Below are 26,363 nucleotides of genomic sequence, written 5' to 3' on the forward strand. Positions count from 1 at the left end.
CCTGATCATCCACTGAAAGAAGTGCACGGCGCGTGTTCAATTCACTCTCTGACCGGTTGACAGCAACCTTCAAGAATCTCCGCGGCAAAGGCCGCCTCACGGAGGCGGACGTTGACGCCACAGTCCGGGAGATCCGCCGTGCCCTGCTGGACGCGGACGTTGCCGTTCCCGTTGTCCGTGAATTCACCGGCCGGGTGCGCGAACGCGCCCTGGGTGCCGAAGTTTCCGGGGCCCTGAATCCAAGCCAGCAGATCGTCAAGATCGTTAATGAGGAGCTGGTGGAAATCCTCGGCGGCGAGACCCGCCGGATCCGCCTGGCCAAGAACGGGCCCACCATCATCATGCTGGCCGGCCTCCAGGGCGCCGGTAAGACTACCCTCGCCGGGAAGCTGTCCAAATGGCTGAAGGCCCAGGGCCACAGCCCCATGCTGGTGGCCTGCGACCTGCAGCGCCCCAACGCCGTCACCCAGTTGCAGGTAGTCGGCCAGCGCGCCAAGGTTCCGGTGTTCGCGCCGCACCCCGGTGCCACCTCCACCGAGCTTGAGCACCCGGCCGGCGACCCCGTCGAGGTTGCCCGCGCCGGTGTTGAGGAAGCCCGCCAGAAACTCCACGACGTTGTCATCGTGGACACCGCCGGCCGCCTCGGCGTTGATGCCGACATGATGGAGCAGGCACGGCAGATCCGCCGGGCCATCGTGCCGAACGAAGTGCTGTTCGTCCTGGACGCCATGATCGGCCAGGACGCCGTCAACACGGCGCACGCCTTCGATGAGGGCGTCAACTTCACCGGCATCGTCCTGTCGAAGCTCGACGGCGATGCCCGCGGCGGTGCCGCACTTTCCGTTGCGTCAGTCACCGGGAAGCCAGTGATGTTCGCCTCCACCGGTGAAGGCCTGGACGACTTCGAGCTCTTCCACCCGGACCGGATGGCGTCCCGCATCCTCGATATGGGCGATGTCCTCACGCTCATTGAGCAGGCCGAGAAGTCCTGGGACAAGGATGAAGCTGCCCGGATGGCGAAGAAGTTCGCCGACCAGGAAGACTTCACCCTGGACGACTTCCTGGCGCAGATGCAGCAGATCCGCAACATGGGCTCCATGAAGAAGATGCTCATGATGATGCCGGGCGCGCAAAACATCCGCCAGCAGCTTGAGCAGTTCGACGAGCGCGAAATCGACCGTGTCGAAGCAATCGTCCGCTCCATGACGCCGCATGAGCGCGTCGCTCCCAAGATCATCAACGGCTCCCGCCGCGCCCGCATCGCCCGCGGTTCCGGCGTGCACGTCTCCGAGGTCAACGGCCTCCTGGAGCGGTTCGCGCAGGCCCAGAAGATGATGAAGAAGATGGCCCAGGGCGGCATGCCCGGAATGCCTGGTATGCCCGGCATGCCGGGTGCGGGCGGTGGCGCGCGGAAGAACGCCAAGAACGCCCCCAAGAAAAAGGCCAAGTCAGGTAACCCCGCCAAGGCTGCCCAGGAACGCAAGGAGGCCGAGGCCCGGCGTGCGAACGCAGCCAAGGCATTGCCCACCGGGGCCGCCTTTGGCCAGCAGCCGGGCGACTTTGATCCCTCGCAGCTGAACCTGCCCAAGGGTTTCGACAAGTTCCTCGGCCAGTAACCACATCTGCTGCCTGGTAGCGCCAAGCCTCGTTTTGAGCGGTCAGAACGACACTTGGCGTTACTCTCCTGGGTTATCGGTGCCGTCGAATAGGGTTGGGTCATGTTCAAGCAGAGGGTAGTGTTCGTGCACGGCGCCGGCAGCTTCGGCTCTGCGGCCTGGCCGCGCCAGCACGGTATGGCACTGTCCTATGACGCACTGTTCCTGCGCCGCCACGGGTACCATCCTGTGGCTGAACCCGTTGAGTCCTCCTTCGAGGAGGACGCCGCCATTGTGCTGCAGTCCCTTGCCGACGACGGCAGGGGCGCCGCGGGCGGACACGTCGTTGCGCACTCACAGGGAGCCATCGCAGCGATGATGGCCGCCGTCGAACGTCCCGACCTTGTCTTGTCCTTGACCCTGGTGGAGCCCGCCTGCCTGTCGCTCACCGCGGAACTGCCGGCCACGGCGGCCCATATCAAGCTGATGCAACCCCTGTTCGAGGCCCGGCACCACATGAGCGACCAGGATTTCCAGCGCGAGTTCGTCCGGCGGGTCTATGCCACGGACCTGCAGCAGCCGGCCACAGCGGAGGAGAAGCGGTCCGCCAGGAGGCTGCGCCTGCAGGCTCCTTCCTGGGAGGCTCCGCTGCACATTGTTCCCGGCGTCCCCACCCTGGTCCTCACCGGGGGATGGGAGCCGCTCTACGAGGAGATTGCCGGCTACCTGCGTGAGACCGGCTCCCTGCACCGCACGGCGGCGGGAGGGCACCGGCCCCATGACTCCCCGGAAGGTGACCGCATCATCCGCTCCTTCATCAGCGGGGTCAGCAGGAGCCAGCCTGCCAGGGCTTCCTGAGGCCTGCCGCGGGCAGCTTCCCCGTCCGGCAGGCCCCCAATAGCCTGCCGGACGGAAATTGTGGTGCAGCTACGGGCGGTCGTTCACCGGAACAGCCAGCTCCGCGAGGTAGACCTTGCCGCCCGCTGCAAGGAATTCCTCACTTTTTCCCCGCATTCCTGCTGCCATTTCCGCCACCGCTGCCTGCGACTCCGCTGACCCGTATTCGTCCCGGATGTCCTGGCTGATCCTCATGGAACAGAACTTGGGACCGCACATGGAACAGAAGTGCGCTGTCTTGGCGGGTTCCGCGGGGAGGGTCTCGTCGTGGAAGGCCTCGGCGGTCACCGGGTCCAGGGACAACGCGAACTGGTCCCGCCAGCGGAATTCGAAGCGTGCCTTGGACAGTGCGTCATCGCGTTCGTGCGCCCCCGGGTGGCCCTTGGCGAGGTCTGCGGCGTGCGCTGCGATCTTGTACGTGATCACTCCTGTTTTGACGTCGTCCTTGTTAGGCAGGCCCAGGTGTTCTTTCGGAGTGACGTAGCACAGCATGGCCGTTCCGTAGCGGGCGATTTCCGTGGCGCCGATCGCTGAGGTGATGTGGTCGTACCCCGGCGCCACGTCGGTAACGAGCGGGCCCAAAGTGTAGAAGGGCGCGCCCTTGCACAGCTCCTGCTGGCGTTCGACGTTGTCCCGGACCAGGTGGAACGGTATGTGGCCGGGGCCTTCCACCATCACCTGCACGTCGTATTCCCAGGCACGCTGCGTCAGTTCGGCCAGTGTGTCCAGTTCGGCGAACTGCGCGGCATCATTGGCATCGGCCGTTGCCCCCGGCCGCAGGCCGTCGCCCAGGGAAAACGCGACGTCGTACCTCGCGAAGATTTCGCAGAGCTCATCGAAGTGCGTGTACAGGAAGTTTTCCTGGTGATGCGCCAGGCACCAGCCGGCCATGATCGATCCGCCACGGGACACGATGCCCGTCACGCGGTTGGCGGTCAGGGGAACGTACCGGAGCAGGACGCCGGCGTGAATGGTCATGTAATCCACGCCCTGTTCGCACTGTTCAATGACGGTGTCGCGGAAGATTTCCCACGTCAGCGCGTTTGCTTCGCCGTTAACCTTCTCGAGGGCCTGGTAGATGGGGACGGTGCCGATCGGAACGGGTGAGTTGCGGATGATCCATTCCCTGGTGGTGTGGATATCGTCGCCGGTGGAAAGGTCCATCACGGTGTCTGCGCCCCACTGGGTGGCCCACTGCAGCTTGTCCACTTCTTCGGCAATGGAACTGGTGACAGCAGAGTTGCCAATGTTGGCGTTGATCTTCACCAGGAAGGCTTTGCCAATAATCATCGGTTCAGACTCGGGATGATTAATGTTGTTCGGAATGATCGCCCGGCCGGCGGCCACTTCGCTGCGGACCAGTTCCACATCGCAGTTCTCCCGCAGCGCCACGAAACGCATCTCGGGGGTGGTGAGGCCCTGCCGTGCGTAGTGCATCTGCGTCGCCGTCCTGCCTTCGACGGCGCGGCGGGGCACCGGACGGGCGCCCTTCCACTCCACGCTGGCCGCACCCCGGCGGACAGCCGAGCGGCCGTCGTCGAGCAGGTTCCGGCCGCGGCCGCCGTAGGTTTCCGTGTCGCCGCGCGCTTCTATCCATGGTGAGCGGAACGGGTTGAGGCCCCGGACGGGGTCGCCCCCCGGGCCGGCAGTGCGGTAGATCCGGAACGGACCGTTGGAGTCGCCGTTGGGTGAAGGCGCCAGGGCTATCTCCGTAACGGGCACCTGTATGCCGGATGCGGCATCGCGGACAAAGGCCAGGGAATGGGACTTCAGCGACTCCGTGACAGCAGCCTGGTCCTGGCCGCCTTCCGCCGTACCGGACAGAGTGTGGGCAGGGTTCAACGGTGCAATGGGTGTACTCAAGGTTTACTCACTTCCTTCGCCGGCATTACCCGGACAGGTTCAACGGTCGCAGGCTGCGTCAGCCCGATCTCAGCCCCTGCAGGGGCACCCGTGTGGTCAAGATGAAAGCTACCACAGACCCCGGAGGGCCAGGGTGGGACAAGGCCGAAGGGCTCCTGCCACATGCGGCGGTGCTAGCCTGTCGGGGCGGGAAAGAGGTAAATCCATGGCAGAGATCGTCCACTTCACGGGAACCGTCCTCACCGGGCCGGACAGCGAGCGGCGGGGATTGTGGTCCGTTGACGGCAGGCTGACATTCCAGCGGCCGGCAGGGGAACCGCGCACGGTCCTGGACGGATGGGTGTTGCCGGGATTCGTGGATGCCCACTGCCATATCGGGCTGGGAGCCGGTGGGGCGGTGGAGGCAGCAGTTGCGGAGGAACAGGCCAGAACCGACCTGAACGCTGGAACACTGCTGGTGCGGGACGCCGGTTCCCCTGCTGACACCCGCTTCCTGCAGGACAGCCCGAACGCCCCTGTACTCATCCGGGCCGGCAGGCATGTTGCCAGGACCCGGCGGTATCTGCGGGGCTTCGCCGAGGAAGTTGAACCGGACGGCCTGGTGGAAGCTGTCCGGAAACAGGCCCGCGACGGCGACGGCTGGGTCAAGCTCGTGGGGGACTGGATTGACCGCGGCGCCGGTGACCTGGCGCCGTCCTTTCCTGCCGCCGTCGTCAGGGACGCCGCACAGGCGGTGCACGATGAAGGCGCGCGGATTACCGCCCATTGCTTTGCCGAAGAAACGCTGGACCAGATGCTGGACGCCGGGATCGACTGCATCGAGCATGCCACTGGGCTCCTGCCACGGCATCTGCCCAGGTTCGTCGAGCAGGGCGTTCCGATTGTGCCCACCCTCATCAACATCGCGACGTTTCCGGATATCGCCTCCCAGGCGGAGCCCAAGTTTCCCCGGTACGCCGCACACATGCGGGCATTGTGGGAGCGCCGGGCGGAGCGGGTACTGGAGGCGTACGAAGCAGGAGTGCAGATCTACGCCGGTACCGATGCGGGCAGCGTTATACGGCACGGCAGGATCGCCGATGAGATTCTGGCCCTTCACCGTGCAGGCCTGCCAATGGCCGCTGCCCTCGACGCCGCCTGCTGGGGTGCCCGGAGTTGGCTGGGTGCCGAGGGATTGCAGGAGGGCGCCCGTGCCGACGTCGTGCTGTGCCGGGAAGATCCGCGGCAGGCTCCTGGAACGGTCAGCGAACTGGCGCACGTCGTGCTCGGGGGCCGCGTCATCCGCTGATTTCCCATTCAGGAAAAGCACTTGGAATAAATTGAAGGTTCAAGTAATTTTAACTGTGACAGGCAGCCTCATCCGGACGGCCGCCAACACCAGGAGCGTTCAATGACTGCAGAAGCCATCAGCCAGGATCTTCTTCCTGCCGACCTGACCATGGGCACCGTGATGCTCAAGGTGGGCGACATGAAGGTGATGACGGACTACTACCAGCGCGCCCTCGGTCTTGAGGTCATTGCCGAGCAGGACGGCGGGCTCTACCTCGGCCGGCTGCAGAAACCGCTCGTGCACCTCGCCCCAGCTCCGGGGTTGAACCTCCCGGGCAGGGGAGAAGCCGGACTCTTCCACACCGCGCTGCTGTTCGAAAACCAGGCGGACCTCGCCGCCACCATCGCCACCGCCGCCCGGTTCGAGCCGCGGTCCTTTACGGGCAGCGCCGACCACCTCGTCAGCGAGGCCTTCTACTTCAATGATCCCGAAGGTAACGGCATTGAGCTCTACTGGGACCGGCCGCGCAGCAACTGGTCCTGGAACGGCACTGACGTGGTGATGGACAGCCTCGCCCTGCCGCCGCAGCGGTATCTCGAGCGGCACCTCACCGAAGAGTCCCTTCAGCGCCAGCGCGGGAGCGTGGCCGGAGTGGGCCACGTCCACCTCCAGGTAGGCGACGTCCAGTTGGCCCGCGACTTCTACGTGGGAATCCTCGGGTTTGAAAAAACCGCAGGCTGGCACGGGCAGGCGTTGTTTGTCTCCGCCGGCGGCTACCACCACCACATGGCCATGAATGTCTGGAACAGCCGCGGCGCCGGTCCCCGCAAGGATACGCTCGGCCTCGGTGAGGTGCTCATCGAGGTGCCGGCCGGAGACGACGTCGGGGCGCTCGCGGATCGGTTGAAGGTCGCCGGACTGCCGGCGCACCACACGGGCGCGGAGCTGCGGTTTGAGGATCCGTGGCGCAACCGGATCCGCGTAGCGGTCCGCTGACGCTGCCGCACCTGCTACGGGGCAACCGTAGGCCGCCTTGTACTAGGCTGAAATCGAACGGCCGGGCGGCAGGTGCCGCCTGCGGGGCCGCACCGTCGACGGAATGAGGGCATTCCCATGGGCTTCACCGAGATCTTTGTCGCTACCCACGACGGCGCGCTGAAGCGTGCCGGCGTGCTGGACCAAGGTGGCAGCGGGCAGGCCGAGCAGGCCGTAAGGATCCCGGAAATCAGTGACTTTGAAGTTGAACAGCTCGGTGAGCTGGCAGGTACTGCCGTCCACGCCGGCGGGGCAGACTATGAGCTGACCATGGTGGACGTGGCCAGCGATTCGCTCCTGGCGGTGCCCTCGGCCATGGTCCGTGCCCTGGCCGACCTCCTGACGTACGAGGTGGAAGGCGAGGGCAACGTCCTCGATGACGTCGCCGAACAGTGGGCGGCCCAGGACGACATGCCTTTCGATGCTGGCCAGGCGCGCGCCTACGTGGAGCAGTTGGCGGAACTGGCCAGCAGAATCGACGACTCCGAGCGCAGCGGCCTGTACGTCTGGTCCTCCTGACGGAGCGCCCCGCCCTCGCCGGTGACGGCGGGCCGGGTGTCAAGTCGAAATTAGGGCGCTCATCTGGCACAATAAACAGGTACTCGATCTGCGTGGCCCCTCTCTCCGCGTCCGGATCCTGTCCTTCGAGCCCGCAAGTACGGCCCGCCCCACGGGTGCAGAACGCCGGGTTCACCCCCTTTCTGAAACAGGAGTGACCACAAAAGTGGCCGTAAAGATTCGCCTTAAGCGCTTTGGCAAAATGCGCGCACCGTACTACCGCATCGTTGTTGCAGACTCACGCACCAAGCGTGACGGCCGCGCCATCGAGGAGATCGGCAAGTACCACCCCACCGAGGAGCCCTCATACATCGAGGTCAACTCCGAGCGTGCCCAGTACTGGCTGTCCGTCGGCGCCCAGCCGTCCGAGCAGGTTGCCGCGATCCTGAAGATCACCGGTGACTGGCAGAAGTTCAAGGGCCTCCCGGGCCAGGAAGGCACCCTGAGGACCAAAACCCAGAAGGAAGCCTTCGTTGCCCCGGAAAAGGGTTCCGTGATCATCCCGGAAGCCATCACCAAGAAGGCATCCAAGTCTGACGCAGCCGAGGCACCGGCCGAAGCAGAGACCACCGAGGCTGAGTAAATTGCTGGCAGAAGCGCTGGAACACCTGGTCCGGGGAATCGTCGATACCCCGGATGACGTCAAGGTCAGCTCGAAGAGCAACCGCCGCGGGGACACCCTCGAAGTGCGGGTCCACCAGGACGACCTCGGACGGGTGATCGGCCGCCAGGGCCGCACGGCACGCGCACTGCGCACCGTTGTGGCAGCCCTGGCCGGCGGCGAACCGGTAAGGGTCGACGTCGTCGACACCGACCGCCGCCGCTAAGCGCTCAGCAATACCAGTCTTTGCTCCGGCCCCTCCACCAACGGTGGAGGGGCCGGAGTGCTTTCCGCAGAACACAGCCAACCACATCCAAGACAGAGGAATACATGCAGCTCCAGGTGGCACGAATCGGCAAACCCCACGGCATCCGCGGGGAAGTTACCGTCCAGGTCCTGACCGACGCCCCTGAGGACCGGTTTGTGCCGGGCACGGAATTTGTGGTTGAGCCGGAATCTGCGGGCCCACTGACGGTAAACAGCGCCCGCTGGAACAAGGACATCCTCCTGCTGGGTTTTGACGGGATTGAAACCCGCAATGAAGCGGAAACCCTGCGCGGCGCCAAGCTTTTCATTGAAACCGAAGAGCTCGACGAGGACGACGATGAAGGCTGGTACGAGCACGAGCTGGTCGGCTTGGAAGCCCGCGTCGGATCCCGTGTTGTCGGAAAGGTTGCCGCGCTCAACACCATGCCCGTGCAGGACCTGCTGCTGGTCAAAACCCCGAAGGGGGAGGAAATCCTCATTCCCTTCGTCGAGCAGATCGTGCCGGAGGTCAACATCGAGGAAGGCTTCATCCTCCTCACCCCGCCGGACGGCCTGTTCGAGCTCAACTCAGACCAGGACGCCACCATGGAAACTGAAGGCAAAGCGTAAATGCGGATCGACGTCGTCAGTATCTTTCCCGAGTACCTGGCGCCGCTGGAACTGTCACTGATCGGCAAGGCCCGCCAGGACGGACTGCTGGACCTTCGCGTCCACGACCTCCGCGCGTTCACCACCGATAAGCACCGCACGGTGGATGACACGCCCTATGGTGGCGGCGCCGGAATGGTGATGAAGCCTGAACCATGGGCGCAGGCGCTCTCGTCCATCGCTGCCGACCGTCCGGAGGATGCGGGCAAGCCGGTCCTGATCGTTCCATCGCCGGCGGGGGAGCGCTTCACCCAGGCCCTCGCCTACGAGTTGGCGGAACAGGAGCACCTCGCGTTTGCCTGCGGACGCTACGAGGGCATCGATGAGCGGGTGATCGAGTGGTCCCGGGAGCACTTCACCGTCCGCCCCGTGAGCCTGGGGGACTACGTCCTGAACGGCGGGGAAGTGGCTGTCTTGGCCATGGTCGAGGCCATCGGCAGGCTCCTGCCCGGCGTCGTGGGCAATCCCGACTCGCTGGTGGAGGAGTCCCATTCGGACGGGCTGCTGGAGTACCCCGTCTACACCAAGCCTTCCGTCTGGCGAGAGCGGGAAGTGCCGGCCGTGCTGCTCAGCGGCAACCACGGAAAAATTGCGCAGTGGCGCCGCAGCGAACAGTTCCGCCGGACGGCCGAGCGCCGCCCGGACCTGCTCGAAACGTTCGACGCCGGCAAGCTGCCCCGTGCCGACCGCACCGCCCTGCAGGACCTGGGCTACGACGTCGTCGACGGACGGCTGCGGCGCCGCCCCGACGCGCCGGGGGAACAGCCGCACTGACCCGGCCCCGTTCCAACCTTGTGAGCATGGGTAATTGGCTGTACGTGGCGGACTGTGGCAAAATTAGTCCTTGTGTCTGCTGGGTCCGCGCCTGCCACAGGGGGAGCGCAACCAACAGCTAAGACAACCGGCCTCTTCAATCAGTGACAGAGGACGGACCACTTACCTTTCGGCAGGAATTTCCGGTAGCGCTGTAAGCGTCCGGGCTTGGCTGCCGTGACCCAAAGTGAATGACCTGTGGCGTTCACCAGGAGTGCAATCATGCATATTCTCGATTCCGTAGATGCAGCCTCGCTGCGCACCGATGTTCCCGAGTTCCGCGCCGGTGACACCCTCAAGGTCCACGTGAACATCATCGAAGGCAAGAACACCCGTGTCCAGGTTTTCCAGGGCTTCGTCCTGGGCCGCCAGGGTGAGGGCGTTCGTGAGACCTTCACGGTCCGCAAGGTCTCCTTCGGTGTCGGCGTGGAGCGTACCTTCCCGGTGCACTCCCCGATCATCGAAAAGATCGAGCTCGTCACCAAGGGTGATGTGCGCCGCGCCAAGCTTTACTACATGCGTGCACTGCGCGGTAAGGCTGCGAAGATCAAGGAAAAGCGCGACTTCAGCACCGCCAAGTAAGTCCTTTACAGACCTACAAAGGCAGGGCCGCAGCCGTATTCGGCCAGCGCCGGAGCCATGCACCAGCGCCCAGGATACGGACTTATGGACCACACAAAACGCCAGCCCCGAAAAATGGGCTGGCGTTTTGTGTTCCTTGCCCTTTTCCTCGCCGTTGCAGTCAGCGGCCTGGTCCGCTCGCTCTGGCTGGATGTCTACTTCATACCGTCCGAGTCCATGGAGCCGGTCCTGGAGGGCGGGGACCGCATCCTCGTGTCCCGGACCGGTTTCCGGGCCGAACCCATCCGCCGGGGCGACATCGTGGTCTTCGACGGCAGGGGAACCTTCGCACCGCTCAACAGCGGCAAGGGCCCGTTGGTGGACGCCGCATCCGCCATCACCCAGTGGCTTGGCCTCACCGGCAGCGACACGACCTATGTAAAACGGGTCATCGGCTTACCGGGGGACACCGTGGCCTGCTGCGACGCCGACGGCAGCATCACCGTTAACGGCCAGCCACTGGACGAACCATACATCTTTCCCGGTGATGCCCCCAGTACCCAGAAGTTCGCCGCGGAAGTGACGGAGGGGCGGTTGTGGCTGCTGGGTGACCACCGGTCGTTGTCTGCCGACTCACGGAGCCTGCTGGGTGCTCCCGGAGGGGGGATGGTGCCGGTGGACCGTGTTATTGGCAGGCCGGTCCAGATCCTCTGGCCGCTTGATAGATTTGCTGAAGTACCTCGGCCGGCAGCGGCAGGACCCTTAACAGAGAACGGACAGTAAATGCCCGAGAACCACGCGCGGACACCCGAACCGCGTCCCGACGGCGCTCCGGATTCCCGGGCCGACGCCGCGAACGGGGCAGCCGAGGCTGGTCCGGACGCGCCCGCTCCCGCGCCGGCCGGAAGCAGGGCCGCCGCCAAGGCAAGCGAGAACTCGGGCGGGAGCCAGGTGCTTGCCTGGCTGAAGGAGATTGCCACAGTGGTGGTGATCGCCGTCGTGCTCTCCTTCCTCATCAAAACCTTCCTGTTCCGGGCGTTCTTTATACCCTCCGAGTCCATGGTCAACACCCTGGACATCGATGACCGGATCTTTGTTAATCTCCTGGTGCCGGAACCCTTCTCACTGAGCCGGGGTGACGTTGTGGTCTTCCGCGACACCAAGGGCTGGCTTCCGCCGGCAGAGGAAGAAACCGAAGGACCATTCACGTGGGTCCAGGACGGCCTGACCTTTGTTGGCCTCCTGCCGGACAATTCCGAGCAGCACCTGGTCAAGAGGGTCATCGGGCTGCCGGGTGACCACGTGGTCTGCTGCGACGACGGCGGTAAACTGACCATCAACGGGACCGCCATTGACGAAAACTACGTCAATTCGGCTGAGGTCCCGCAGGTCCGCAACTTCGATGTGACTGTCCCCGAGGGCAAGGTGTGGGTGATGGGCGATAACCGGAACCATTCGGCTGATTCCAGGGCGCACATGGATTCCGACGGCGGGTTCATCGACATCGCAGACCTCGAAGGCAAGGCTGCCGTGATCGCCTGGCCCCTGAACCGGATCACAACCCTGGGCAACTACCCGGACGTGTTCCGGAGCGTACCGGCGGCTCCCTGACCATGTCCTCAGCAGTCCAAGCCAGTTCCGCAACGGCCGGCCCGGCGAAGGCGAGCCCCGTGAAGGCGAGCCGCGCAAAGGGACGCGCCGGTTCCACGAAGGCGGCCAAGGGCCCGGCTAAGGCGCCCACCTTGAGACACGAACGCACCTTCAAGGCCCAAGGGGTGCGGCTGGTGGCAGGTGTTGACGAGGTGGGACGCGGCGCCCTTGCCGGTCCCGTGAGCGTCGGCATCGCTGTGGTGGACCTGGAGCGCCAGAAGCCGTTGGCCGGCGTGAAGGACAGCAAGTTGCTGAGCCCCGCGGAACGGGAACGGCTTGATCCCCTGGTGCGCAGGTGGAGTGTAGCGTCTGCAGTGGGCCATGCATCGGCGCAGGAAATTGATTCGCTTGGCATCATCGCTGCCCTGCGCCTTGCCGGGACACGTGCCTGGCAGGAGATCATCGCCGCGGGAGTCACTCCGGAGCTCGTGCTCCTGGACGGCAGCCACAACTGGCTTTCGCCCGCAGACCAGCTATCGCTGTTCGACGAACCTGTGCTGGAAGCGGCCTGCGACGCCCCGGTTCACACCAAGATCAAAGCTGACATGCAATGCCTGAGCGTTGCCGCCGCCAGCGTCATCGCCAAGGTGGAGCGGGACAAAATGATGCGGGAGCTGCATGCCGAGTACCCGGACTTCGGGTGGGACATCAACAAGGGCTACGCCACCGTGCTGCACCGTGATGTCCTCCGCGCGGCAGGGCCAACGCCCTACCACCGCGTCAGCTGGCGCCTCCTCGGCGGGGAACTGCTGGACGGCGGGCCGGCCGGCGGGGACGAAGCCGCAGAGGACGAAGCGGGCATCGAAGACTGACTCTGGCCGTGCTCGGGCGCCAGCGGCGCCGCACATGGTGCAAGATGGAATCATGAGTGCTGAGGACCTTGAAAACTATGAGACCGACATGGAGCTGCAGCTCTATCGTGAATACCGCGACGTCGTCGGACTGTTCAGCTACGTTGTCGAGACCGAACGGCGCTTCTACCTGGCCAACCACGTAGACCTGCAGGCCCGCAGCGCGGACGGCGAGGTCTACTTTGACCTGACGCTGCAGGACGCTTGGGTCTGGGATGTGTACCGTTCCGCGCGGTTCGTCAAAAGCGTCCGTGTCCTGACGTTCAAGGACGTCAATGTGGAAGAGCTTCCGCGCAACGAGGAACTGGCAATGCCCAAGGACGTTGACCTGGGCCAGTAGCTCCCGGTGGGACGTGGGATTTCCCGTGCGACTTTTCCTGCACAACGGACGATGACCGGCCTTAATCCACATAGGGGCTGACCTCCCTTACCTCCGCAACCAAGCTGCCACAGGCTGGTTGTGGAGGTAAAAATGAAATCAAAAGACCTGTTGGGCCGGCATGGCGAGGACGTTGCCGTCGGCTTCCTTGAGTCCCTGGGCATGCTCGTTGTTGAGCGCAACTGGCGCTGCAGCGAAGGCGAAATCGATATTGTGGCCCTCGACGGCGACGCCCTGGTTATTGCCGAAGTAAAAACCCGCCGTTCCCTGGATTACGGCCACCCCTTCGAAGCAGTGGGCCCTGAGAAACTCGCACGCCTGCACCGGCTCGGCTCCGCGTGGTGCCGCGACCGGGAGTTGCGGATGCCGCTGCGGCGGGTGGACGTGATTGCCGTCGTGGACGGCGGCGGCGAACCCCTCGTGGAGCATCTCAAGGGGGTGGGATGAGTGGCCCTCGGCAGAACCTACTCCATCGCCCTGGTGGGCCTGAACGGGTACATCGTGGAGGTTGAGGCTGACATCGGCCAGACCTTGCCGGCATTTGTGCTTCTCGGACTGCCGGATGCTTCCTTGAATGAGGCCAAGGAACGCATCCGGTCCGCCGCAAAAAATTCCGGGATTCCGCTGAGCCGCCGTAAGATCACCGCAAACCTCATTCCGGCCTCACTTCCCAAGCGCGGCTCGGGCTTCGACCTGGCAGTGACCATGGCCGTGCTCCGCGCCGCGAATGACATCAAACCCACCGGCAATACGGTCTTCATTGCCGAACTGGGGCTGGACGGCCGGCTGCGCCCGGTCCGGGGCATACTGCCGGCCGTTATAGCGTCCGTACGGGCGGGCTATCCGGACATCGTGGTGGCTCAGGCGAACCTGGCGGAAGCTGCGCTGGTGCCTGGCGCCAACGTCAGGGGATACCGCACGCTTGCCCGGCTCGCTTTGGATTCGGGGGCGGATCCGCAGGAACTGGCACTGGACTTCGAACCGGAGGACCCTGAACACAGCGGCGATGGCGCCGAGGACGCAGGGACCTACCCCGACATGGCGGATGTTTCCGGCCAGGGCGATGCCCGGCGTGCCCTTGAAGTGGCAGCGGCGGGAGCCCACCACCTGCTTCTCACGGGCCCGCCGGGGGCAGGCAAAACAATGCTCGCAGAGCGCCTTCCCGGGCTGCTGCCGGACCTCGCGGACCACGAGGCAATGGAAGTCACCGCCATCCACTCGCTCTGCGGCCTGCCATCATCTGCGGTCCAACTGCTGCGGCGGCCGCCCTTTGAAAGCCCGCACCACTCCGCTACGGCGGCCGCTATCATCGGCGGCGGCTCCGGCCTCCCCAGGCCCGGCGCCGCCTCCCGTGCCCACCGGGGCGTCCTGTTCCTTGACGAGGCGCCGGAATACGAGCGCCGGGTGCTCGATGCCCTGCGTCAGCCGCTGGAGAGCGGTGAGCTGGTGATCCACCGCTCCGCCGGCACCGCTGCCTATCCTGCCCGGTTCCAGCTCGTCCTGGCAGCCAACCCCTGTCCCTGCGGCAAGGCATCAGGTAAAGGGCTGGACTGCACGTGCACGCCGGTGATGCGCAGACGTTATCTGGCGAGGATGTCCGGGCCGCTCCTGGACCGGGTGGATATCCAGCTTCAGGTGGACAGGGTTTCCCTGGCGGAGTTCGGTCAGGGCGGTGCCGAGGAGGATACCGCTTCGGTCGCTGCCCGTGTCCGGAACGCACGCGGGCGGCAGCTTGAACGGTTGGCCCCCTTCGGCCTGGAAACGAATTCGCAGATACCGGGCCGTGTGCTGCGGGGAGAACTTCGCCTGCCTCCTGTCGCCACCCGCATCCTCGACCATTCGCTGGAGCGGGGTGTCCTCACGGCCCGCGGTTACGACCGCGTCCTGCGTTTGGCCTGGACATTGGCCGATCTTGGGCACCGGGAAAGACCTGACAGGGACGATATTGGGCAGGCCCTGGGCCTGCGGCAGGCAGCGGCGGTGGCGGCATGAATGGGACGGCAGTAGAGGCAGAACGGCTTTCCCGTGCCGCGCTTGCCCGGCTCATGGAGCCCCAGGATGCGGCAGGCTTGGCCCTCGTGCAGGTATGCGGCGCTGTGGATGCTCTTCGGATAGCTACCGGCAAGGTAAGTTCCGGGCCTGAGCTGGAGCAGGAGATCGCCTCCCTGCTTGCGGACAATGGTTCCGCTGGCGGCTGGGCCGGGATGACCGCATCCTTGAAACGCTGGCAGCCCCGTATTCCAGACCTCGCTCCCGAGCGGGACCTCGCTACCATGGCGCGGCTCGGCGGCAGGCTCATCATCCCGTCGGACGAGTTGTGGCCTGCGCAGCTGGCCGACCTCGGTATCCAGGAACCGATCTGCCTGTGGTGGCGGGGACAGGAGCAGCCTCTTCCCGGCGCGGACAAATGCATCGCGCTGGTCGGGTCCCGGGACAGCACGAGCTATGGCGCGTCGGTGGCTGGGGATATTGCATACTCCCTGGCGCAGCGCGGCCTGACCGTGGTCTCTGGTGGTGCCTACGGCATCGACGCGCATGCCCACCGTGCCGCGCTGGCAGGCGGATCCAGCGCCGTGCCAACCATTGCTGTGATGGCTGGAGGCGTAGACCGCTTTTACCCATCAGGCAATGAGGATCTCCTCCGTGCCGTCTGCAACCAGGGCGCGGTGATCGCGGAGGTCCCACCCGGGTCGGCACCCACCCGTTACCGCTTCCTGCAACGGAACCGCCTTATCGCAGCCCTGTGCTCTGTGACTGTTGTAGTGGAGGCCAGATGGCGGTCCGGAGCGCTGAACACTGCCCACCACGCCGAATCGCTCGGCCGCGCTGTCGGGGCTGTTCCCGGTTCAGTGCATAGTGCCAATTCGGCTGGATGCCACCGGTTGCTTCGGGACGGCGGTGCTGTCTGCGTCACGGATGCAGCGGAGATTGTGGAGCTGGCAGCGCCCAGTGGAGCAGGGCTCCCGCAGCCCCGGCAGGCTGGAGCCGAAGTCCAGGACGGGCTGACCCTCGAAGACCTGATCCTCCTGGACGCACTGCCGCTGCGCTCCACCACCTCGGTCGAAAAACTGTGTTCCGTCGCCGGCTTGAGCCAGGAATCCGTCCGGGCGGGACTGGGCCGGCTTGGGTTGCTCGGGCTGGCGGTGTCCGAAAGAGGCGGCTGGAAGCGGGGCAAGGCATCTGCTTGATGAGGGGATGCGCAGCGGAAGCAGGACTCACACTGGCAGTTCTGGCGGGCCGTGTCAGTCCTCTGAACAGCGGCCCCACCTGAGACAGTAGGAGAGTGGAGAACGAGGAATTGCCGCAGGAGCTGAGCCAGGCATTAAATGCCTTCTCGAGCTACCTGTCGGGGGAGCGGGCCGTGTCGGCGCATACGCTGCGCGCGTACCTGGGGGATTTGCGCAGCTTCCTGGCACACGCTGCCTCCGAAGGTGCAGTCCGGTTGGAGGACGTTGAGCTGGGAACCCTCCGACGCTGGCTGGGGACGCAAAGCCAGGCAGGCGTGGCCCGCTCCACCCTTGCCCGCAGGGCCGCCACCGTCCGTGCCTTCACCGGGTGGGCCCTGAGGGAAGAGCGCATCAGCTCGGACCCGGCGTTGAAGCTCAAGGCGCCCAAAAAGGAACGCCACCTGCCGGGGGTCCTGCAGTCGCAGCAACTGACGCGCCTGCTGACCGGCCTGGAAGAAGCCGCCGCCGGCGGCGCGCCGCTGCCTGTGCGGAACCGCGCAATCGTTGAACTGCTCTATGCCACCGGAATCCGGGTCGGCGAGCTGGCGGGGCTTGACGTCGATGACCTGGACCCCGACCGGCGCACGCTCAGGGTCATCGGAAAAGGCAACAAGGAACGCACTGTCCCCTACGGCGTTCCGGCAGCCCTGGCTCTGGACGACTGGCTGCGGCGCGGCCGGCCGCTGCTGGCCAGGGCGAACAGCGGCCCCGCCCTCTTCCTGGGCTCCCGGGGCGGACGCGTGGACCAACGGCAGGTCCGGGAGGTAGTCCACGGGCTCCTCGAGGCTCTTGGGGACACCTCCGCGTCGGGCCCGCACGCCCTTCGCCACTCCGCTGCGACACACCTGTTGGATGGCGGCGCCGATCTGCGTGCCGTCCAGGAAATCCTGGGCCACAGCAGCCTCGCAACCACGCAGATCTACACGCATGTCTCGGTGGACCGGCTGCGGAAAAGCTACCAGCAGGCACATCCCAGGGCCTAGCACGGAACAGTCGCCGGGCATGAACCGCAATCGCGAATCGCACTGGCGTAATTACGCGGGGTACGGCACAATAAGAGTCACGTCCGGCAACTTTCAAGTCCCGCTTGAAGCTCCTTTGCTTCCTGCGGGCCAGCAAGTCCGGACGCCGCTTAATCTGAACAACTGAATATGTGGCAAGGAGTTGCACCGCACACCAGCGCACAGCAGTTCCATCCAGGCAGAGGTCGTTGGGGAAGACGTACCTAGAGCTATGGAGGATGGAATGTCTGTTGCAATGACCCGCGGTGTGCTGTTTGTTCACTCAGCCCCTACCGCTTTGTGCCCTCACGTTGAGTGGGCCATTGGCTCCGTCGTGGACAAGCGGACGGATCTCGAGTGGACCCCTCAGCCTGCTGCGCCTGGAATGTTCCGGGCTGAGCTTTCGTGGACAGGTGCCCCCGGAACGGGCGCCCAGTTGGCGTCTGCGCTGCGCGGCTGGGCCCACCTCCGCTATGAGGTAACCGAAGAACCCAGCCAGGGTGTTGACGGCGGCCGCTGGTCCCATACGCCCGAACTGGGCATCTTCCATGCCGTCACTGATGTCCACGGCAACATCATGGTCTCTGAAGACAGAATCCGCTACGCCTACGAGTCCGGAGCAGGCGATCCCGCCGCCGTCTACCACGAGTTGTCGCTCGCCTTGGGTGAAGCCTGGGACGAGGAGCTCGAGCCTTTCCGGCATGCTGCCGAGGGCGCTCCAGTCCGCTGGCTCCACCAGGTGGGCTGACCGCTCAGCCCATAGCCGCCGTCGTCATTCCCGTAAGGGGAGCGACACAGGAAGCAATCTCCATAGCAAAAGAGGAGGCCCCGCCAGCTGGCGGGGCCTCCTCTTTGCTGCGGGCTGCAAGCCCGGAGCAGAAACTACACGCTGCGCACAGCAACCACGGCGTTGTGTCCGCCGAAGCCGAAGGAGTTGCTCAGGGCAACGATGTTTCCGGCCGGCAGGTCCCGGGCGGACGTGACCACGTCGAGCGGGATCTCCGGATCCTGGTTCTCGAGGTTGATCGTGACCGGCGCCTTCCGGTCGTAGACAGCAAGCACCGTGAGTACAGCCTCAACGGCACCGGAGGCGCCCAGGAGGTGCCCCATCTGCGACTTGGTGGCGGAAACCGCAACACTGTCGATGTGGTTGCCAAGTGCTGCACGGAGAGCCGTGTACTCCGGCTTGTCCCCAACGGGAGTGGAGGTTGCGTGGGCGTTGACATGGACGACGTCCTCGGCCTGGATGCGGCCGTCGAACATCGCAGCCTTGAGTGCACGGGTTGCACCGAGGCCTTCCGGGTCCGGAGCCGTGATGTGGTAGGCATCAGCCGTCACGGAGGTACCGGCGAGTTCACCGTAGATCCGGGCACCGCGGGCCAGCGCGTGTTCCTCGGCTTCGAGGACCAGCGCGCCGGCGCCTTCGCCCATGACAAAGCCGTCACGGCCAAGGTCGTACGGACGGGAAGCGCCCTGGGGGTCGTCGTTGCGGCGTGACAGGGCCTGCATGGAAGCGAAGGCAGCCAGCGGCATCGGGTGGATGGCTGCTTCGGCACCGCCGCACATCACCACGTCTGCCTTGCCCGAGCGGATCAGGTCCAGGCCCAGGTGCATGGCTTCGGTGCCGGAGGCGCAGGCGGAAACCGGGGTGTGGGCGCCGGCGCGGGCGCCGAGGTCCAGGCTCACGGCCGCTGCAACGCCGTTGGGCATCAGCATGGGAACGGTCATGGGGAGAACGCGGCGGGGGCCTTTTTCCTTCAGCGTGTCCCAGGCGTCAAGCAGGGTCCAGACGCCGCCGATGCCGGTGGCGAAGGCAACAGCCAGCCGGTCCTTGTCGAACTCGGTGATGCCGGAGTCGGCCCACGCTTCGCGCGCCGCGATGACGCCGAACTGTGTGGAGGGGTCCATCCGTTTGGCTTCGACCCTGCTGAGTACCTCGAGGGCGGGCGTGCTGCAGCGGGCGGCGAAGTGGACAGGAAGCTCGTATATGGCTACCCAGTCGTCCTCCAGGGTGCGGGCACCGGAGACCCCCTTGAGCGCGTTGTTCCACATCGTGGGTACGTCGCCGCCGATGGGCGTGGTGGCACCCAGACCGGTAATGACTACTTTGCGTGTCATGGGATCACTCTTTCCTCGGTGGGGATTCCGGCTCCGGCTTTCCGGAGGGTCCCGCGTAATGGTGGTCGGCCCCGTTGCGGATGAAGCAGGGTGCCGAAAAAATGCGGCGGGCTGCCGGTCCGGTCATCCGGACCGGCAGCCCCGCCAAGCCGATAAACGGCGAAAGCCTTGACTAGGCCTGTGCTCCTGCGATGAAGCTGACGGCGTCGCCGACGGTCTTGAGGTTCTTGACCTCTTCGTCCGGGATGCGGACGCCGAACTTCTCTTCGGCGTTAACCACGATGGTCATCATGGAGATGGAGTCGATGTCCAGGTCCTCGGTGAAGGACTTGTCCAGCTCCACTGCCTCGGGGGCCAGGCCGGTTTCTTCGTTCACGATTTCAGCCAAACCGGCCAGGATCTCTTCGTTGCTAGCCATTGATGGCTCCTTTTCTTGTATTGCCGGCAGGGGCTGCCGGAAATGGTTCAGGACGCGGTTGCGGCCTGTTGGGGGCGTATCTAGGGAAGGACAACTACCTGGGCGCCGAAGACCAGCCCGGCGCCGAAGCCGATCTGGAGGGCCAACCCGCCGCTCAGCTCCGGCTTCTCGGCCAGCAGGCGGTGGGTGGCCAACGGGATGGACGCTGCAGAGGTGTTCCCTGCATCGGCGATGTCCCGTGCCACTGTAACCGTCTCGGGCAGCTTCAGCTTCTTCACCATCTCATCGATGATGCGCATGTTGGCCTGATGGGGGATAAAAGCCACGAGGTCCTCGGCCTGTACACCGGCCGCTTCCAGGGCCTGCTGGGCCACCTTCGCCATTTCCCAAACGGCCCAGCGGAAGACGGTCTGGCCGTCCTGCCGCAGGGTGGGGTAGAGCTCCTGGGCTTCTTCGAGCAGGGCAAGGTCGCCGGTGGAGTCTGACTGCCGCGCAGCCATGCCAAGGTCGCGCACATCGAGCATGGAGCGGGTCATTCCGATGGCGTCCCACTTGCTGCCGTCGGATCCCCAGACCGAGGGTGCGATTCCTGGCGTCTCGGACGGTCCGATGACGACGGCGCCGGCCCCGTCTCCGAGGAGGAAGGAGATGGTGCGTTCCCGGTTGTCGATGACGTCGGACAGCTTCTCCGCGCCAACCACCAGGACGTACTTCGCGGTACCGGAGCGTACGAGCGCGTCGCCCTGGGCTATGCCGTAGCAGTAACCGGCGCAGGCAGCGGAGATGTCAAAGGCAGGAGCCGGCGTGGCGCCAAGGCGGTCAGCCAGGCTGGCGGCCGCAGACGGCGTTGCGTAGGGGTGGGTGACCGTGGAGACGATGACGGCGCCAAGGTCTGATGCTTCGATCCCTGCCTTTTCCATGGCTTCCCGGGCAGCGCCCTCGGCCATATCGATCACGCTGACGTCGGCAGCGGCGCGGTGGCGGGTGACGATGCCGGTCCGCTGGCGAATCCACTCATCGGAGGAATCGATCCATTGGCAGACGTCCTCATTGGTAACAATGACGTCCGGCCGGTAGGCGCCGAGCCCGAGGATCCGGGTGTGTTCCTGAAGGGGAGCCTGTTTCAGCGTGGGAACGCTCATGCGTTGCCCTCCAGTTCTGCGAAGAGCGCCAGGGCGGCGGAAAGGTCGTCGGGGGTCTTGACCGCAACGGTCTTGACGCCGGGCATGCCGCGCTTGGCGAGGCCGGCAAGGGTTCCGGCAGGAGCAAGCTCAATGACGCCGGTGACACCGAGCCGCACCAGGTTTTCCATGCACAGGTCCCAGCGGACCGGACGGGACACCTGGGCGATCAGGCTGTCGACGGCGGCACCGCCAGCGGTGACTTCCCCGCCGTCGTAATTCGACAGCAGGGGCACCTTCGGTGCCTGCGGCTTCAGCGCCGGCTCCAGCGCCTTAAGGGCGCTGACCGCGGGTGACATGTGGCTGGTGTGGAACGCGCCGGCCACCTTCAGGGGGATGACGCGCGCCTTCGCAGGCGGGTTGTCGGCGAGTGCCTTCAGCTGTTCGAACGTTCCTGCAGCCACGGTCTGGCCCGCGCCGTTGACATTTGCAGGGGTGGCGCCGGCTGCTTCAATGGCAGCCAGCACCTCCGCCGGGTCTCCGCCAACGACGGCGCTCATGCCGGTGGGCGTAACGGACGCGGCGGCAGCCATGCTGTTGGCACGCTCGCGGACGAAGGTCATGGCTTCCTGTTCCGTCAGGACGCCGGCCAGGGCGGAAGCGGTGATCTCGCCAACGGAGTGGCCGGCGAGAATCACCGGCAGGGAGCTGAGTTCGACGTCAAAGAGGGAAGCCGAGGCTACGAGACCGGCGGCAACAATCAGGGGCTGCGCCACGGCAGTGTCCTTGATGGTTTCTTCGTCGGAGGTGGTTCCATGGGCGATCAGGTCGATGCCTGCGATATCGCTCAGGGAGGCCAGTTGGCCTGCCACCGGGGGCAGTTCGAGCCAGGGGGCCAGAAAACCCGGGGTTTGTGAGCCCTGTCCAGGGCAGACTATTGCAAGCACGTAACCAGCTTTCCAAATTACTGTGTGATCCAGCGGTGTTTGTCCGCACCAAGCTCACGGGGTCAGGTTGTAGGAAGTCTACAACGCCTCAGGGCTGGTTCCGCGACGGCTGACGCTCTACAGCCGCTTTGGGCGGGGCAGAAAGACGGCCCACCACAAGGGCCGCCTGGAGGACAAAAGCCTCCCTCGGGAGGAGCGGATCCCAGCCTGTGACGTCGCAAACCCGCTTCAGCCTATACCTGACGGTGTTGGCATGGACAAAGAGTTCGCGGGCCGTTGCCTCCAGGGAATGGCCAAGTTCCAAGTACGTCCCGAGGGTTTCCACCAGCCCGTTGGACGCCGCCAGGAGCGGGCGGTAGATATTCTTGACCAGGGAACGGCGGGCGGCGTCGTCCCCTGAGATGACCCGCTCGGGCAGCAGGTCGTCAGCGGCAACGGGCCGGGGAGCGGACGGCCATGCCCTGGCTGCGGTCAGGCCGGCGAAGGCGGATTGCGCGGAGCTGCTGGCCTCCAGCAGCGACCCTGCTTCGGGCCCGTACACCACCGGGCCCGGGGCAAACATGTCGCTGAGCTTCACGTAGGCGGTTTCCCGGTCCGAAACGCCGCCCAGGATCAGGATCAGGCGGTCGCCCTGGATGCCCACGAGGGCGTCCTCCGCGAAGCGGCCTGCCATTCGCCGGAGTTCGCTGACGTAGCTGGCACTGGGTTCGGAGGGGGAGTTGCCCACCATCACGGTGAACCGTTCCTGCGCCTTCCAGCCCAGGGCCGCGATCCTGGAGCGCAGGGCGTCAGTGTTTTCGCCCCGAAGGATGGCATCGACGATCAGCGCTTCCAGGCGTGTGTCCCAGGAGCCGCGGGATTCGGCGGCTCGCGCATAAACGTCGGCCGCGGCGAACGCCACCTCACGGGAGTAGCGGAGAACGGCCTCACGAAGGGACGGCTGGTCCGCCTCCGGGGCGATGACCGGTACCTGGTCCTCCACCACCTCCACAACGATCCGGATCAGCTGGAGGGCCTTCTGCAGGCTGATGGACCGTGTCAGTTCCGTTGGGGCCGTTCCAAAAACGTCAGTGAGGATCCATGAGGGGGAACTCGGGCGCTCATACCAGGTCACAAAGGCTGCGATGCCGTTTTGGGCCACCATGCCAAGGGCAGACCGTTCATCCGAGCTGAGCCGGCTGTACCAGGGCAGGGATTTTTCCAGCTCCCGCATCGTGGTGGTGGACAGCTGGCCAACATTTGCCCGCAGCTTTTTGAGGGTTTCGGACTTCTCCGGCGTAACCCTCGGCGTGGACGGATTGCGCTTCGCGGACGGGGCGGCTGGTGCTGGCATTCTTTGAGCATACGGCCCCTGCCCGGCAAGCTCCATTTTGTACAAAGGCTACAATCCCGTTGGTTGTGCGTCACACGCGGTCCTGCCGCGGAACAGACGACGGCGGCCCCCGCCTTTCGGTGGGAGCCGCCGTCGTCAGCACATCGCGGTTTCGCCGCAGCTTACCTGCGTGTCCTAGGACTCGCCTCCGGCGTTGCCGGTGGAGCCTGCATTCACGTTGTGCAGCCGGTACTTGTCGATTGCCTTGGCAGGTGCCTGCTGATCAACCTCGCCGCGGCGGGCCAGCATCTCCAGTGACCGGACCACGATGGAGTGGACGTCGATCTTGAAGAAGCGGCGGGCTGCGGCGCGGGTGTCGGAGAAGCCGAAGCCGTCGGCGCCGAGGGTGGCGAATTCGTTGGGGACGAACTGGCGGATCTGGTCCGGGACTGCCTTCATGTAGTCGGACACTGCGACGACGGGGCCGGTGGCTCCTTCGAGCTGCCGGGTGACGAAGGGGACGCGGGCGGGTTCGCCGGGGTTGAGGAAGGCTTCCTCTTCGGCGGCGAGGCCGTCGCGGCGCAGTTCGTTCCAGGACGTGACGGACCAGACGTCGGCGGAGACGCCCCAGTCATCGGCCAGGAGCTGCTGGGCCTCGAGCGCCCATGGCACCGAGACGCCGGAGGCGAGGATCTGGGTCCGGGGACCGTCGATCTTTGCCGGGGCGAGCAGGTAGATGCCCTTAAGCACGCCTTCGACGTCCAGTTCCTCCGGCTCGGCGGGCTGGGTGATGGGCTCGTTGTACACCGTGAGGTAGTACATGAGGTTCCGGTCGTCCGAGTCGGGCCCGTACATGCGTTCGAGGCCGTCGCGGATGATGTGGCCCATTTCGTAGCCGTAGGCGGGGTCGTAGGTGACCACGGCAGGGTTGGTGGAGGCCAGCAGGGGGGAATGGCCGTCGGCGTGCTGGAGGCCTTCACCGGTGAGGGTGGTCCGTCCTGCCGTGGCGCCGATGATGAAGCCACGGGTCATCTGGTCCGCGGCTGCCCAGAAGGCGTCGCCGGTGCGCTGGAAGCCGAACATGGAGTAGAACACGTAGACCGGGACCAGGGGCACGCCGTGGGTGGCGTACGCGGTTCCGGCGGCGGTGAACGCTGCCACGGCGCCGGCTTCGTTGATCCCGGGGTGGATCAGCTGCCCTGCAGGGGACTCCTTGTAGGCCAGGACCAGGTCCCGGTCCACGGACAGGTAGTTCTGGCCCTTGGGGTTGTAGATTTTCGCGGTCGGGAAGAACGCATCCATACCGAACGTGCGCGCCTCGTCCGGGATGATCGGGGCGATGTGCTTACCGAATTCCTTGTCCCGCATGAGGTCCTTGAGCAAACGCACGAAGGCCATGGTGGTGGCTGCCTGCTGCTTGCCTGAACCGCGCTTGGCCACCTCGTAGGACTTTGCGTCCGGCAGGGTGATCTCGGCGTGCTTGGACCGGCGTTCCGGGACCGAACCGCCCAAGGCAGCGCGGCGCTCCATCATGTACTGGATTTCCGGGGCGTCCGTGCCGGGGTGGTAGTACGGCGGCTGGTACGGGTCTTTTTCGAGCTGTTCGTCCGTGATGGGGATCCGCAGGTGGTCGCGGAACTTCTTCAGGTCGTCGAGGGTGAGTTTCTTCATTTGGTGGGTCGCGTTGCGGCCCTCGAAGTGGGGTCCGAGTCCGTAGCCCTTGACGGTTTTGGCGAGGATGACGGTGGGTTTGCCCTTGAATTCGGTGGCTGCCTTGTACGCGGCGTAGACCTTGCGGTAGTCGTGGCCGCCGCGTTTGAGGTTCCAGATCTGGTCATCGGTCAGGTCCGCGACGAGGTCCTTGGTGGCCGGGTCCTTGCCGAAGAAGTGTTCGCGGACGAAGCCGCCGGATTCGGCCTTGTAGGTCTGGTAGTCCCCGTCTGGGGTTTCGTTCATGATCTTCACCAGGGACCCGTCGGTGTCGCGGGAGAGCAGGTCATCCCATTCCCGGCCCCAGACGACCTTGATCACGTTCCAGCCCGCGCCGCGGAAGAACGCTTCGAGTTCCTGCATGATCTTGCCGTTGCCGCGGACCGGGCCGTCCAGGCGCTGGAGGTTGCAGTTGATCACGAAGTTCAGGTTGTCCAGGTTCTCGTTCGCGGCGAGCTGGAGCAGGCCGCGGGATTCGGGCTCGTCCATTTCCCCGTCGCCCAGGAACGCCCAGACCTGCTGGTCAGAGGTGTCTTTCAGGCCCCGGTTGTGCAGGTACCGGTTGGACTGGGCCTGGTAGATCGCGTTCATCGGCCCGATGCCCATCGAGACCGTGGGGAATTCCCAGAAGTGCGGCATCAGGCGCGGGTGCGGGTAGGAGGACAGGGCGTGGCCCTCGCGGGACTTTTCCTGCCGGAACCCGTCCAGGTCCTCCTCCGAGAGCCGGCCTTCCATGAACGCGCGGGCGTACATGCCGGGGGAGGCGTGGCCCTGGAAGAAGACCTGGTCCCCGCCGCCGGGGTGGTCCTTGCCGCGGAAGAAGTGGTTAAAGCCCACCTCGTACAGGGTCGCGGCCCCGGCATAGGTGGAGATATGCCCGCCCACGCCGATGTTCGGCCGCTGGGACCGGTGCACCATCACCGCAGCGTTCCACCGCATGTACGCCCGGTACCGGCGCTCGAACTCCTCGTTGCCCGGGAACTGGGCTTCCTGGTCCACCGGGATGGTGTTCACGTAATCGGTGGTGGTCACCATCGGCACCCCGACGCTCTGCGCACCGGCACGCTGCAGCAGGCTGCGCATGATGTATTGGGCACGCTCGGTACCCTGTTCCCTGATCAAGGAATCCAGGGACTCAACCCACTCGGCGGTCTCTTCCGGATCACGATCAGGCAGCTGGTTAGTCAACCCGCTGAGGATATGGGAGGTATCTTCTCCTGCAGCCACGTCCAACCTCTCTTTGCGCGCATTGATGGCGCACTCAGGCCGGGCAGGGTGACCGCCCGGCGTATATACGCCGTGTGCGACGTATCGGTTACAACAGCCCGGGCATGTGTGCCGGGCAGGGTCCTAGCATTCCTACGTCTGCATTGGAGTTACAGGGTTGTTGCCCCGCAGGCATAGTTGTCACTGCCACTCTAACTCTGTCCGCAACACGATGCGTAGCCGCGGCTTGGGCGGCTCTGTTGTATTTCGCCGTCATACTGGTTGTGTGACGAAAAGCCGCTGCGGGTGGGCTGG

The 26,363-nt window shown here is 65.2% G+C and carries 26 protein-coding genes and 1 riboswitch; of the genes, 19 read left to right on the forward strand and 7 right to left on the reverse strand.

Features of this window, described 5'->3' with window-relative positions:
• Window positions 1-32: 32 nt before the first annotated feature.
• Both ffh and M1D32_RS08350 read left to right on the forward strand, forming a co-directional pair.
• Window positions 33-1,616, forward strand: coding sequence for a signal recognition particle protein (gene ffh, locus M1D32_RS08345; RefSeq protein WP_458781772.1), 1,584 nt, complete (start codon window positions 33-35; stop codon window positions 1,614-1,616).
• Window positions 1,617-1,718: 102 nt separating this feature from the next.
• Complete coding sequence (locus tag M1D32_RS08350) at window positions 1,719-2,453, forward strand: alpha/beta hydrolase (RefSeq protein ID WP_458781773.1); 735 nt, start codon at window positions 1,719-1,721, stop codon at window positions 2,451-2,453.
• A 69-nt stretch (window positions 2,454-2,522) separates the two neighbouring features.
• On the opposite strand, the gene thiC is transcribed toward M1D32_RS08350, so the two are convergent.
• Window positions 2,523-4,334: a phosphomethylpyrimidine synthase ThiC gene (thiC, locus tag M1D32_RS08355; protein ID WP_458782140.1), complete on the reverse strand. Its 1,812-nt coding sequence runs from the start codon at window positions 4,332-4,334 to the stop codon at window positions 2,523-2,525.
• A gap of 15 nt (window positions 4,335-4,349) precedes the next feature.
• A riboswitch (TPP riboswitch) is annotated at window positions 4,350-4,457 on the reverse strand.
• Between the two features lie 103 nt (window positions 4,458-4,560).
• Here thiC and M1D32_RS08360 point away from each other — a divergent pair.
• The 17 genes from M1D32_RS08360 (at window position 4,561) to M1D32_RS08440 (ending at window position 17,964) form a co-directional block, all read left to right on the forward strand.
• Complete coding sequence (locus M1D32_RS08360) at window positions 4,561-5,643, forward strand: amidohydrolase family protein (protein ID WP_458781774.1); 1,083 nt, start codon at window positions 4,561-4,563, stop codon at window positions 5,641-5,643.
• A 102-nt stretch (window positions 5,644-5,745) separates the two neighbouring features.
• A complete protein-coding gene (locus M1D32_RS08365; RefSeq protein WP_458781775.1) occupies window positions 5,746-6,621 on the forward strand; it encodes a VOC family protein in 876 nt (291 codons plus the stop codon).
• Window positions 6,622-6,738: 117 nt separating this feature from the next.
• Window positions 6,739-7,179, forward strand: coding sequence for a hypothetical protein (locus M1D32_RS08370; protein ID WP_458781776.1), 441 nt, complete (start codon window positions 6,739-6,741; stop codon window positions 7,177-7,179).
• A 205-nt stretch (window positions 7,180-7,384) separates the two neighbouring features.
• Window positions 7,385-7,801: a 30S ribosomal protein S16 gene (rpsP, locus tag M1D32_RS08375; protein WP_163162679.1), complete on the forward strand. Its 417-nt coding sequence runs from the start codon at window positions 7,385-7,387 to the stop codon at window positions 7,799-7,801.
• A 1-nt stretch (window position 7,802) separates the two neighbouring features.
• A complete protein-coding gene (locus tag M1D32_RS08380) occupies window positions 7,803-8,045 on the forward strand; it encodes an RNA-binding protein (RefSeq protein ID WP_458781777.1) in 243 nt (80 codons plus the stop codon).
• 104 nt (window positions 8,046-8,149) lie between these two features.
• Window positions 8,150-8,695: a ribosome maturation factor RimM gene (gene rimM / locus M1D32_RS08385; RefSeq protein WP_458781778.1), complete on the forward strand. Its 546-nt coding sequence runs from the start codon at window positions 8,150-8,152 to the stop codon at window positions 8,693-8,695.
• Window positions 8,696-9,508, forward strand: a complete 813-nt coding sequence (gene trmD / locus M1D32_RS08390) for a tRNA (guanosine(37)-N1)-methyltransferase TrmD (RefSeq protein ID WP_458781779.1) — start codon at window positions 8,696-8,698, stop codon at window positions 9,506-9,508.
• A 261-nt stretch (window positions 9,509-9,769) separates the two neighbouring features.
• Window positions 9,770-10,129: a 50S ribosomal protein L19 gene (gene rplS, locus M1D32_RS08395; protein WP_458781780.1), complete on the forward strand. Its 360-nt coding sequence runs from the start codon at window positions 9,770-9,772 to the stop codon at window positions 10,127-10,129.
• Window positions 10,130-10,213: 84 nt separating this feature from the next.
• The gene (lepB, locus tag M1D32_RS08400; RefSeq protein WP_458781781.1) at window positions 10,214-10,891 is read left to right on the forward strand and encodes a signal peptidase I; all 678 of its coding nucleotides are present in this window, start codon (window positions 10,214-10,216) and stop codon (window positions 10,889-10,891) included.
• A complete protein-coding gene (gene lepB, locus M1D32_RS08405; RefSeq protein ID WP_458781782.1) occupies window positions 10,892-11,719 on the forward strand; it encodes a signal peptidase I in 828 nt (275 codons plus the stop codon).
• Window positions 11,720-11,721: 2 nt separating this feature from the next.
• Window positions 11,722-12,570 carry a ribonuclease HII gene (locus M1D32_RS08410; RefSeq protein ID WP_458781783.1) on the forward strand — a complete coding sequence of 283 codons (849 nt, stop codon included), beginning with the start codon at window positions 11,722-11,724 and terminating at the stop codon, window positions 12,568-12,570.
• Window positions 12,571-12,622: 52 nt separating this feature from the next.
• On the forward strand, window positions 12,623-12,949 hold the full coding sequence (locus M1D32_RS08415) for a DUF2469 domain-containing protein (protein ID WP_256248678.1): 327 nt from the start codon (window positions 12,623-12,625) through the stop codon (window positions 12,947-12,949).
• Between the two features lie 132 nt (window positions 12,950-13,081).
• The gene (locus M1D32_RS08420) at window positions 13,082-13,435 is read left to right on the forward strand and encodes a YraN family protein (protein ID WP_458781784.1); all 354 of its coding nucleotides are present in this window, start codon (window positions 13,082-13,084) and stop codon (window positions 13,433-13,435) included.
• Window positions 13,436-14,980, forward strand: a complete 1,545-nt coding sequence (locus M1D32_RS08425) for a YifB family Mg chelatase-like AAA ATPase (RefSeq protein WP_458781785.1) — start codon at window positions 13,436-13,438, stop codon at window positions 14,978-14,980.
• Complete coding sequence (gene dprA, locus M1D32_RS08430) at window positions 14,977-16,176, forward strand: DNA-processing protein DprA (RefSeq protein ID WP_458781786.1); 1,200 nt, start codon at window positions 14,977-14,979, stop codon at window positions 16,174-16,176. Before M1D32_RS08425 ends, dprA begins: the two co-directional genes overlap by 4 nt.
• Before the next feature lie 95 nt (window positions 16,177-16,271).
• On the forward strand, window positions 16,272-17,198 hold the full coding sequence (locus tag M1D32_RS08435) for a tyrosine recombinase XerC (protein WP_458781787.1): 927 nt from the start codon (window positions 16,272-16,274) through the stop codon (window positions 17,196-17,198).
• A gap of 262 nt (window positions 17,199-17,460) precedes the next feature.
• Window positions 17,461-17,964, forward strand: a complete 504-nt coding sequence (locus M1D32_RS08440; RefSeq protein WP_163162703.1) for a DUF3145 domain-containing protein — start codon at window positions 17,461-17,463, stop codon at window positions 17,962-17,964.
• A gap of 134 nt (window positions 17,965-18,098) precedes the next feature.
• Here M1D32_RS08440 and M1D32_RS08445 read toward each other — a convergent pair whose 3' ends face one another.
• The 6 genes from M1D32_RS08445 to aceE form a co-directional block, all read right to left on the reverse strand.
• On the reverse strand, window positions 18,099-19,334 hold the full coding sequence (locus M1D32_RS08445; RefSeq protein ID WP_458781788.1) for a beta-ketoacyl-[acyl-carrier-protein] synthase family protein: 1,236 nt from the start codon (window positions 19,332-19,334) through the stop codon (window positions 18,099-18,101).
• A 172-nt stretch (window positions 19,335-19,506) separates the two neighbouring features.
• Entirely contained in the window at window positions 19,507-19,752 is a 246-nt protein-coding gene (locus M1D32_RS08450; RefSeq protein ID WP_009359314.1) for an acyl carrier protein, read from the reverse strand.
• Between the two features lie 80 nt (window positions 19,753-19,832).
• The gene (locus M1D32_RS08455; RefSeq protein ID WP_458781789.1) at window positions 19,833-20,894 is read right to left on the reverse strand and encodes a beta-ketoacyl-ACP synthase III; all 1,062 of its coding nucleotides are present in this window, start codon (window positions 20,892-20,894) and stop codon (window positions 19,833-19,835) included.
• Window positions 20,891-21,820: an ACP S-malonyltransferase gene (locus M1D32_RS08460; RefSeq protein WP_458781790.1), complete on the reverse strand. Its 930-nt coding sequence runs from the start codon at window positions 21,818-21,820 to the stop codon at window positions 20,891-20,893. Before M1D32_RS08460 ends, M1D32_RS08455 begins: the two co-directional genes overlap by 4 nt.
• A gap of 88 nt (window positions 21,821-21,908) precedes the next feature.
• A complete protein-coding gene (locus M1D32_RS08465) occupies window positions 21,909-23,153 on the reverse strand; it encodes a PucR family transcriptional regulator (protein ID WP_458781791.1) in 1,245 nt (414 codons plus the stop codon).
• Between the two features lie 174 nt (window positions 23,154-23,327).
• The gene (gene aceE, locus M1D32_RS08470) at window positions 23,328-26,069 is read right to left on the reverse strand and encodes a pyruvate dehydrogenase (acetyl-transferring), homodimeric type (protein WP_458781792.1); all 2,742 of its coding nucleotides are present in this window, start codon (window positions 26,067-26,069) and stop codon (window positions 23,328-23,330) included.
• Between the last annotated feature and the right edge of the window lie 294 nt (window positions 26,070-26,363).

The organism is Arthrobacter sp. D3-16 (assembly GCF_054408515.1).

Excerpts from the sequence above, each read along its gene's own strand:
- lepB (WP_458781782.1), top strand. The coding sequence starts at position 10,892 with ATGCCCGAGAACCACGCGCGGACACCCGAACCGCGTCCCGACGGCGCT.
- M1D32_RS08440 (WP_163162703.1), top strand. The coding sequence starts at position 17,461 with ATGTCTGTTGCAATGACCCGCGGTGTGCTGTTTGTTCACTCAGCCCCT.
- M1D32_RS08365 (WP_458781775.1), top strand. The coding sequence starts at position 5,746 with ATGACTGCAGAAGCCATCAGCCAGGATCTTCTTCCTGCCGACCTGACC.
- rimM (WP_458781778.1), top strand. The coding sequence starts at position 8,150 with ATGCAGCTCCAGGTGGCACGAATCGGCAAACCCCACGGCATCCGCGGG.
- M1D32_RS08445 (WP_458781788.1), bottom strand. The coding sequence starts at position 19,334 with ATGACACGCAAAGTAGTCATTACCGGTCTGGGTGCCACCACGCCCATC.
- M1D32_RS08350 (WP_458781773.1), top strand. The coding sequence starts at position 1,719 with ATGTTCAAGCAGAGGGTAGTGTTCGTGCACGGCGCCGGCAGCTTCGGC.
- M1D32_RS08420 (WP_458781784.1), top strand. The coding sequence starts at position 13,082 with ATGAAATCAAAAGACCTGTTGGGCCGGCATGGCGAGGACGTTGCCGTC.
- lepB (WP_458781781.1), top strand. The coding sequence starts at position 10,214 with ATGGACCACACAAAACGCCAGCCCCGAAAAATGGGCTGGCGTTTTGTG.
- rplS (WP_458781780.1), top strand. The coding sequence starts at position 9,770 with ATGCATATTCTCGATTCCGTAGATGCAGCCTCGCTGCGCACCGATGTT.
- M1D32_RS08360 (WP_458781774.1), top strand. The coding sequence starts at position 4,561 with ATGGCAGAGATCGTCCACTTCACGGGAACCGTCCTCACCGGGCCGGAC.
- dprA (WP_458781786.1), top strand. The coding sequence starts at position 14,977 with ATGAATGGGACGGCAGTAGAGGCAGAACGGCTTTCCCGTGCCGCGCTT.
- M1D32_RS08370 (WP_458781776.1), top strand. The coding sequence starts at position 6,739 with ATGGGCTTCACCGAGATCTTTGTCGCTACCCACGACGGCGCGCTGAAG.
- M1D32_RS08455 (WP_458781789.1), bottom strand. The coding sequence starts at position 20,894 with ATGAGCGTTCCCACGCTGAAACAGGCTCCCCTTCAGGAACACACCCGG.
- M1D32_RS08450 (WP_009359314.1), bottom strand. The coding sequence starts at position 19,752 with ATGGCTAGCAACGAAGAGATCCTGGCCGGTTTGGCTGAAATCGTGAAC.
- M1D32_RS08465 (WP_458781791.1), bottom strand. The coding sequence starts at position 23,153 with ATGCCAGCACCAGCCGCCCCGTCCGCGAAGCGCAATCCGTCCACGCCG.
- trmD (WP_458781779.1), top strand. The coding sequence starts at position 8,696 with ATGCGGATCGACGTCGTCAGTATCTTTCCCGAGTACCTGGCGCCGCTG.
- M1D32_RS08410 (WP_458781783.1), top strand. The coding sequence starts at position 11,722 with ATGTCCTCAGCAGTCCAAGCCAGTTCCGCAACGGCCGGCCCGGCGAAG.
- M1D32_RS08415 (WP_256248678.1), top strand. The coding sequence starts at position 12,623 with ATGAGTGCTGAGGACCTTGAAAACTATGAGACCGACATGGAGCTGCAG.